The organism is Actinoalloteichus spitiensis RMV-1378 (genome assembly GCF_000239155.1).
In the GTDB taxonomy this organism is placed as follows: domain Bacteria; phylum Actinomycetota; class Actinomycetes; order Mycobacteriales; family Pseudonocardiaceae; genus Actinoalloteichus_B; species Actinoalloteichus_B spitiensis.
Window position 1 is genome coordinate 1 of sequence record NZ_AGVX02000191.1, and the last position, 7165, is coordinate 7165.

Sequence of the window (7165 nt, forward strand, 5' to 3'; positions counted from 1 at the left end):
CGCGGGGGCCGACCGGGCCCGCTGTCGCCACCTCGGGTGGCCCGCGCCGGCCCCCGGTCGGCCCGCCGTTCGGTACCGCCGGGACGCGGAAAACGCGCCGGCGATCGTCGAACTGTTTGCTCACTCAGACAACAATTCCGAGTGTTCTTTCGAATCTCGGGTTTTCGCCCACGGGCGCGGTCCGCCGGGTCGGAGCGATCGGGGAATTTAACCCGATGGGGTGGTACGACGGAATTGGTTCCAAGGATGGTCGGGGCCTAAGCTGTCCCCCGTCGCCAGGTGCCGCGCGGGGAGTCGACCACTCCCCGGCGGGCCGGCGCGGCGGCGGTATCGCACCGGCGCGACCTGGGGGGACAACCCCGACGACGCTGTGGGCCAGCGGACGACGCATCCCTGGCGGGAGCGTTCCCGCGCGTGCCCGGTGCGGTGTTTCCCGTTCCGGCGGCCGAATTGTCCGTCCCACCGTCCGATTGCGAACAGTCGATGACAACCGTCCTGCCCGAGGAACCCCGTTTTCCGCTCTCCCGGCGGTGTCCGCTCCACCCTCCTTCGCGCTGTTCGAATCAGCGGCGTGAACCCGTTTCGCGAGTGACGCTCTGGAATGGGGCGCGGGCGTGGGTCGTCTCCCGGTACGAGGAGGTGAGGTCGGTGCTGCGGGACGAACGGTTCAGCGCCGATCCGACCCGCCCCGGCTTCCCCGAGGTGGCTCCGCCGGTTCCGGTCGCCCGGGGACTGAGCCTGGTGAACCTCGACCCGCCGGAGCACCGGCACTACCGGTTGACGTTGAGCCGGCACTTCCTCCCCCGCGCGATGGAGGCGCACCGGCCGGCGGTGCGTGCCGACGCGGGGCGGCTTCTCGACCGGGTGCGGGGGGACGACCGTCCCTCGGACCTGGTGGCCCGGCTCGCGGTTCCCCTGCCGGCCATGACCATCTCCCGCGTGCTGGGGCTTCCCGGTGGCGTTCGGCTCTTCTTCGAGCGGCACTCCGCTCTCATCCAGGCGACCGAACCGGACCCGGCGCTGCTGGCCGGGGTGCTCGGTGAGCTGCGGGCGGCGATGACGGCGCTCGTGCGCGAGCGGCGCGAACAGCCCGGAGACGACGTGATCAGCCGTCTCGTGGTGGAGCACTGGGGTACCGGCCGGCTGAGCCGGGACGAGGTGGTCGCGCTGGCGACGATGGTCCTGCTGGCCGGGCACGAGACGACCTCCAACACGGTGGCGCTGAGCCTGCTCGCACTGCTCCGCCACCCGGACCAGCTGGCCTGGCTCGCCGAGGAACCGACCGAGGCCAGGGTGGCGGTCGCCGTCGAGGAGCTGCTCCGGTACACCACCGCCGCCCAGTTCTTCCCCCGGAGGGTGGCGATCGCGGACGTCGAGCTCGGCGGCGTGCGGATCCGGGCAGGGGAGGGGGTCCTGGTGCTGCTGGGGCCGGCCAACCGGGACGAGGACGTGTTCCCCGAGCCAGACAGCCTCGACCTGACCAGGAACTCCCGCCGGCACCTCGCCTTCGGTCACGGGGTGCACCAGTGCCTCGGCCACGCCCTCGCCAGGATCGAGCTCCAGGAGGTGGTCGGGGCGGTGGCACGTCGCCTGCCCACGCTCCGGCTGGCGACCGAGATCGGGCGGCTCGCCTTCAAGGACGACGGCTTCGTCTACGGGGTCCGCGCCCTGCCGGTGACCTGGTGAGCGCGGAAGAACACCCGGCGAGCGGGGGAGCGCCCGGCGGTGGCGCGGAGGCGGGCGCGCTCCGGGTCGCGGTGGTCGCCGACCGCTGCGTCGCCTCCGGCCAGTGCGCCCAGCTCGCTCCGGGGGTCTTCGACCAGGGGGAGTCCGACGGCGTCGTGGTCCTCCTCGACCCGGAGCCCCCGGTGGGACGGGCGGCGGCGGTGCGGCTGGCCGAGGAGATGTGCCCGGTAGGAGCCATCCGTCTCGCACGGCGCGGCGAGGCCGATCGGGACGACGGGGAGGAACGGGTCGGCGGCGGGTTCCGGGGAAACTAGGCTGCTCGACATGCCAGAGACACACCTTCGCCGCCGTGGGGCGCTGCGCGAGCTGCTGCGCGAGCGGGAGATCGACGCGTTGCTCGTCACCGACCTGCTCAACGTCCGGTACCTCAGCGGTTTCACCGGGTCCAACGCCGCCCTGCTCGTCCACGCCGGGGACTCGGCCGACGACGAGTCCCGCACCATCTTCTGCACCGACGGCCGGTACCTGACCCAGGCCGGCGTCGAGGTCCCCGATCTCGACCGGATCATCGAGCGCCGCAGTGGGGCCGCCCTGGCGGAACGGGCCTCGCGGGGTGGTTCGGCGATCCGCCGGGCCGGGTTCGAGTCGCAGCACGTGACCGTCGACGGGTTGGACACCCTGGCCGAGGCGGCGGGGGACGTCGAGCTGGTCCGGGCCCCCCGGCTGGTCGAGGGCCTGCGCGCGATCAAGGACGAGGGTGAGGTCGAGGCGCTGCGGATGGCCTGCGCCGCCGCCGACCGGGCGTTGGCCGAGCTGATCGCCGAGGGCGAGCTCCGGCCGGGGCGGACCGAGCTGGAGGTGGCCCGCGAGCTCGAGCGCCGGATGGTCGCCAACGGTGCCGCTGGCCCCTCCTTCGACACCATCGTGGCGGCCGGGCCGAACTCGGCGGTGCCCCACCACCGCCCCACCGAGGCCGTGCTGGCCGCCGGTGACTTCGTCAAGATGGACTTCGGCGCGCTGGTCGACGGCTACCACTCGGACATGACCAGGACGGTCGTGCTCGGGGAGCCAGCCGACTGGCAGCGGGAGCTCTACGAGGTGGTGGCCCGGTCGCAGGCGGCCGGCAGGGAGGCGCTGGCGCCGGGAGTGGCGCTGCGCGACGTCGACACCGCCTCCCGGTCGGTCATCGAGGCCGCGGGCCACGGGGAGCGGTTCCTGCACGGTCTGGGCCACGGGGTCGGCCTGGAGGTCCACGAGGCACCAACGCTGTCGCAGCTGGGCAACGGTACACTCGAGGAAGGTATGGCGGTCACCGTCGAGCCCGGCGTGTACCTCGCTGGCCGGGGCGGTGTGCGCATCGAGGACACGCTGGTCGTGCGCGAGGGCGGCCCCGAGCTCCTCACCCTGACCACGAAGGATCTCGTGGTCGTCTGACGCGACAGGCTGAGACCCGTATCGCCGCGGCCGTGCGCACCGCAGGGCCGCGGCACGCCCATGTACCGGCCCATGTTTGGGGCCATGTATCACAGGAGAGACCACCACAGTGGCCAGCACTAACGACCTCAAGAACGGACTGGTGCTCAACCTCGACGGACAGTTGTGGTCCGTGGTGTCGTTCCAGCACGTCAAGCCCGGCAAGGGTGGTGCGTTCGTCCGCACCACGCTGAAGAACGTGCTGTCCGGCAAGGTTGTCGACAAGACCTTCAACGCCGGTGTGAAGGTGGAGACCGCCAACGTCGACAAGCGCGAGATGACCTACCTCTACCCCGACGGCGGCGACTTCGTGTTCATGGACGCGGAGACCTACGACCAGCTGCCGGTGCCGGCCGAGACGGTCGGGGACGCCGCCAAGTTCATGCTGGAGAACCAGACGGCGATCGTGGCGGTGCACGAGGGCACCCCGCTCTACGTCGAACTGCCGGCCTCGGTCGAGCTCGTCGTGCAGCACACCGACCCCGGTCTCCAGGGCGACCGCTCCACCGGGGGCAACAAGCCGGCGACCCTCGAGACCGGCGCGGAGATCCAGGTGCCCCTGTTCCTCAACACGGGGGACAAGGTCAAGGTCGACACCCGCGACGGTCGTTACCTGGGGCGCGTGAACTCGTAATGGGCGCCCGCAGCAAGGCCCGTAAACGCGCGGTCGACATCCTGTTCGAGGCCGACGTGCGCGGCGAGGACGCGGTGACCATGCTGACCGAGCGGATGGGCCACCCCGACCTGCCCCCCGTCCGGGAGTACACCGTCACGTTGGTCGAGGGGGTCACGGCGAACCGGGCCAGGATCGACGAACTGATCTCCCAGTACGCCGAGGGGTGGACCCTGGCCAGGATGCCGGCCGTGGACCGGGCCGTGCTCCGCCTCGGTCTCTACGAGCTGCTCTGGGCCGACGACGTCGACGACGCCGTCGCCATCGACGAGGCGGTCGAACTGGCCAGGACCCTGTCGACGGACAACTCGCCGAGGTTCGTCAACGGAGTCCTGGACCGGATCGGGCGGATAGCCCACCGGTTGCGGGCCACCCGCTGACAGGAGTGGGGTGACCGGGCCCGCGAGGGGTGCGGGCCCGGTTCGGCTCAGTCCTCCTTGGCGGGCCGGGCCTCCGGCGGCAGCACACCCCAGTCGATGAGCTGCTCGGTGAGCTCGCCCGGCGACATGTCGTAGATGATGGCCAGCGAGCGCAGGTCCTCGGTGCGGATGGACAGCACCTTGCCGTTGTAGTCGCCGCGCTGGCTCTGGATGGTGGCCGCGTAGCGGGCCAGCGGACCCACCTTCTCCGCTGGGAGCTGTTGCAGCCGTTCCAGGTTGATCACGATCTTGGTGGCGGGCTCCGCCCCGGACGGAACCCGACCCTCAGGTAGCAGTTCCGCCACGGGGACGCCGTAGAAGTCGGCCAGCTCCGCGAGCTTCTGGACGGTGACGGCCCGGTCACCGCGCTCGTACGACCCGACGACGACGGCCTTCCACCGCCCGCCGGACTTCTGCTCGACACCATGCAGCGACAGGCCCTGCTGCTGGCGGATCGCGCGGAGCTTGGCGCCCAGCGCCTTGGCGTAGTCGCCCATGTAGCGGTTCTCCGTTTCATTCGCCCCGTCAGCCGCTAGACAGGGCTGCGGGAAGACCTAAATCAATACGCAGAGTAATGGTCGCTCGGTAACGTCACTAGGTCAAGCTGATGACGCTGCGACGGCCGGGCGAGTTTGTGACACCACCCGGAAGATTGACACATAGCAGCCTGCTACTGTCCGGGGTGTCCGGCCGAGCCGGAGACCATGACGTCCTTTAATGACCCGTCCAGCGAGGCGGGGAAGGGGGTCCACTTCGTGGCGCCACGCACCCGTGCGGGCGCGGCGGACCAGGGCGAACAGCGCCAGCTGCTCGCCGCCGCCGACGTCGCGCGCACCATCGCCAGGATCGCGCACCAGATCATCGAACGCACCACGCCCGACGCGGAGGACGCCGCCCGGGTGCTGCTGCTGGGCATCCCCAGCCGAGGTGCTCCGCTGGCCCGGAGGCTGGCCGCGAAGATCGCGGAGTTCAGCGGTGTGACAATTCCCACCGGAACCCTCGACGTGACCCTCTACCGGGACGACCTCCGCCGCCGGCCCACCCGAGCCCTCGAGTCGACCAGCCTTCCGGTTGACGGCCTCGACGACGCGCTGGTGGTCCTCGTGGACGACGTCCTCTTCTCCGGCCGCACCGTGCGCGCCGCGCTGGACGCCCTGCGCGACCACGGACGGCCACGCGCCGTCCAGCTGGCCGTGCTCATCGACCGGGGCCACCGCGAGCTGCCGATCCGCGCCGACTACGTGGGCAAGAACGTGCCGACCGCGCGGGACGAGGGCGTCTCCGTCCAGCTGCGCGAAACCGACGGGACAGACGCCGTCCTGCTGCGGAGAAGGGGAACGGAGACCAGCCGATGAGGCATCTGCTGTCCGCCAGCGACCTGGGGGGCGAGGACGTCGCCGCCATCCTGGACACCGCGGACAAGCTCAAACAGACCCTGCTCGGCCGGGAGGTGCGCAAGCTGCCCACCCTGCGGGGGCGCACCGTCGTCACCGCCTTCTACGAGAACTCCACCCGCACCCGGGTGTCGTTCGAGGTGGCCGGCAAGTGGATGAGCGCCGACGTCATCAACGTCTCGGCCACCGGGTCCTCCGTCGGCAAGGGGGAATCGCTGCGGGACACCGCCCTCACCCTGGCCGCGGCCGGCGCCGACTGCGTGGTCCTGCGGCACCCGGCCTCCGGGGCGGCCCGCCGGGTGGCGGACTGGCTCGCCGACCACGGGACCTCGGTGGTCAACGCCGGTGACGGCACCCACGAGCACCCCACCCAGGCGCTGCTGGACGCCCAGACCCTGCGGGAGAGCCTCGGCGAGCTGACCGGCCGGCGGATCGTCATCGTCGGCGACGTCCTGCACAGCAGGGTGGCCCGGTCCAACGTGCGCCTGCTCCACCGACTGGGCGCCGAGGTCGTCCTCGTGGCCCCGCCCACCCTGCTGCCCACCGGGGTGCGGGACTGGCCGGTGCGGGTGACCCACGACCTCGACGAGTCCCTCGAGGGCGCCGACGCGGTGATGGTGCTGCGCGTGCAGGCCGAACGGATGCACGGCAGCTTCTTCCCCTCGGCCCGCGAGTACGCCATCGCCTACGGCATGAACGAGCGCCGGCTCGCCCGGCTGCCCGAGCACGCGCCGGTGCTGCACCCCGGACCGATGATCCGGGGCATGGAGATCAGCCACACCGTCGCGGACTCGCCCCGGTCGCTGGTCACCGACCAGGTCCGCAACGGCGTGCACGTGCGGATGGCGGTGCTCTACCACCTGCTGGCCGGAGAGGAGACAGCGGTATGAGCGGGACCGACGCGGGAACGACCCTGTTCCGGGGTGTCCGGCCCTACGGCGAGGGGGCACCGGTCGACGTGCTCGTCGCCGACGGCCGGATCGCCGAGATCGGCCGGGTCACCGAGCCGGCCGACCAGGTGGTCGACGCCGGGGGGCTCGTCGCCCTGCCCGGGTTCGTCGACCTGCACACCCACCTGCGGGAACCGGGGCGGGAGGACACCGAGACCATCCACACCGCCTCGGAGGCCGCGGCCCTGGGCGGTTACACGGCCGTGTTCGCCATGGCCAACACCGACCCGGTCGCCGACAACCCCGTCATCGTCGAGTACGTCTGGCAGCGCGGCCGGGACGTCGGCCTCGTCGACGTCCACCCGATCGGGGCGGTGAGCGTGGGGCTGCGCGGCGAACGGCTCGCCGAACTCGGCGCCATGGCCCGATCCCGGGCCGGCGTCCGGCTGTTCTCCGACGACGGCCACTGCGTGTCCGACCCGCTGCTGATGCGTCGCGCGCTGGAGTACACCCGGGCGATCGGCGGGGTCATCGCCCAGCACGCCGAGGACCCGAGGCTCACCGGCGGCGCCCAGGCGCACGAGGGCCCGGCGGCCGCCGAACGCGGACTGGCGGGCTGGCCCGCCCCCG

9 protein-coding genes are annotated in these 7165 nt (G+C 71.9%); 8 read left to right on the forward strand and 1 reads right to left on the reverse strand.

Going from position 1 to position 7165, the window contains the following annotated elements; all coding sequences use genetic code 11:
* Window positions 1-588 precede the first annotated feature (588 nt).
* From ACTIDRAF_RS0209835 to nusB, 5 genes are all read left to right on the forward strand, one after another.
* Window positions 589-1686: a cytochrome P450 gene (locus tag ACTIDRAF_RS0209835; protein ID WP_157162950.1), complete on the forward strand. Its 1098-nt coding sequence runs from the start codon at window positions 589-591 to the stop codon at window positions 1684-1686.
* Complete coding sequence (locus tag ACTIDRAF_RS35460) at window positions 1683-2000, forward strand: 4Fe-4S domain-containing protein (RefSeq protein ID WP_016698569.1); 318 nt, start codon at window positions 1683-1685, stop codon at window positions 1998-2000. The genes ACTIDRAF_RS0209835 and ACTIDRAF_RS35460 overlap by 4 nt, the downstream gene beginning before the upstream one ends.
* Before the next feature lie 10 nt (window positions 2001-2010).
* On the forward strand, window positions 2011-3120 hold the full coding sequence (locus ACTIDRAF_RS0209845; RefSeq protein WP_016698570.1) for a M24 family metallopeptidase: 1110 nt from the start codon (window positions 2011-2013) through the stop codon (window positions 3118-3120).
* A gap of 109 nt (window positions 3121-3229) precedes the next feature.
* Window positions 3230-3793, forward strand: a complete 564-nt coding sequence (gene efp, locus ACTIDRAF_RS0209850) for an elongation factor P (protein WP_016698571.1) — start codon at window positions 3230-3232, stop codon at window positions 3791-3793.
* Window positions 3793-4212: a transcription antitermination factor NusB gene (gene nusB, locus ACTIDRAF_RS0209855; RefSeq protein ID WP_016698572.1), complete on the forward strand. Its 420-nt coding sequence runs from the start codon at window positions 3793-3795 to the stop codon at window positions 4210-4212. Before efp ends, nusB begins: the two co-directional genes overlap by 1 nt.
* 47 nt (window positions 4213-4259) lie before the next feature.
* Here nusB and bldD read toward each other — a convergent pair whose 3' ends face one another.
* Entirely contained in the window at window positions 4260-4748 is a 489-nt protein-coding gene (gene bldD, locus ACTIDRAF_RS0209860) for a transcriptional regulator BldD (RefSeq protein ID WP_016698573.1), read from the reverse strand.
* A gap of 258 nt (window positions 4749-5006) precedes the next feature.
* Here bldD and pyrR point away from each other — a divergent pair, with 258 nt between their 5' ends.
* The 3 genes from pyrR to ACTIDRAF_RS0209875 all read left to right on the forward strand — a co-directional run.
* Window positions 5007-5606, forward strand: a complete 600-nt coding sequence (pyrR, locus tag ACTIDRAF_RS0209865) for a bifunctional pyr operon transcriptional regulator/uracil phosphoribosyltransferase PyrR (RefSeq protein ID WP_016698574.1) — start codon at window positions 5007-5009, stop codon at window positions 5604-5606.
* On the forward strand, window positions 5603-6535 hold the full coding sequence (locus ACTIDRAF_RS0209870) for an aspartate carbamoyltransferase catalytic subunit (RefSeq protein ID WP_016698575.1): 933 nt from the start codon (window positions 5603-5605) through the stop codon (window positions 6533-6535). The genes pyrR and ACTIDRAF_RS0209870 overlap by 4 nt, the downstream gene beginning before the upstream one ends.
* Window positions 6532-7165: amidohydrolase family protein (locus tag ACTIDRAF_RS0209875; protein ID WP_016698576.1), on the forward strand; the 634-nt coding region annotated here is incomplete at its 3' end. The genes ACTIDRAF_RS0209870 and ACTIDRAF_RS0209875, both read left to right, overlap by 4 nt.

Coding starts and splice junctions, on each gene's coding strand:
- ACTIDRAF_RS0209845 (WP_016698570.1), top strand. CDS start 2,011: ATGCCAGAGACACACCTTCGCCGCCGTGGGGCGCTGCGCGAGCTGCTG.
- nusB (WP_016698572.1), top strand. CDS start 3,793: ATGGGCGCCCGCAGCAAGGCCCGTAAACGCGCGGTCGACATCCTGTTC.
- bldD (WP_016698573.1), bottom strand. CDS start 4,748: ATGGGCGACTACGCCAAGGCGCTGGGCGCCAAGCTCCGCGCGATCCGC.
- ACTIDRAF_RS0209870 (WP_016698575.1), top strand. CDS start 5,603: ATGAGGCATCTGCTGTCCGCCAGCGACCTGGGGGGCGAGGACGTCGCC.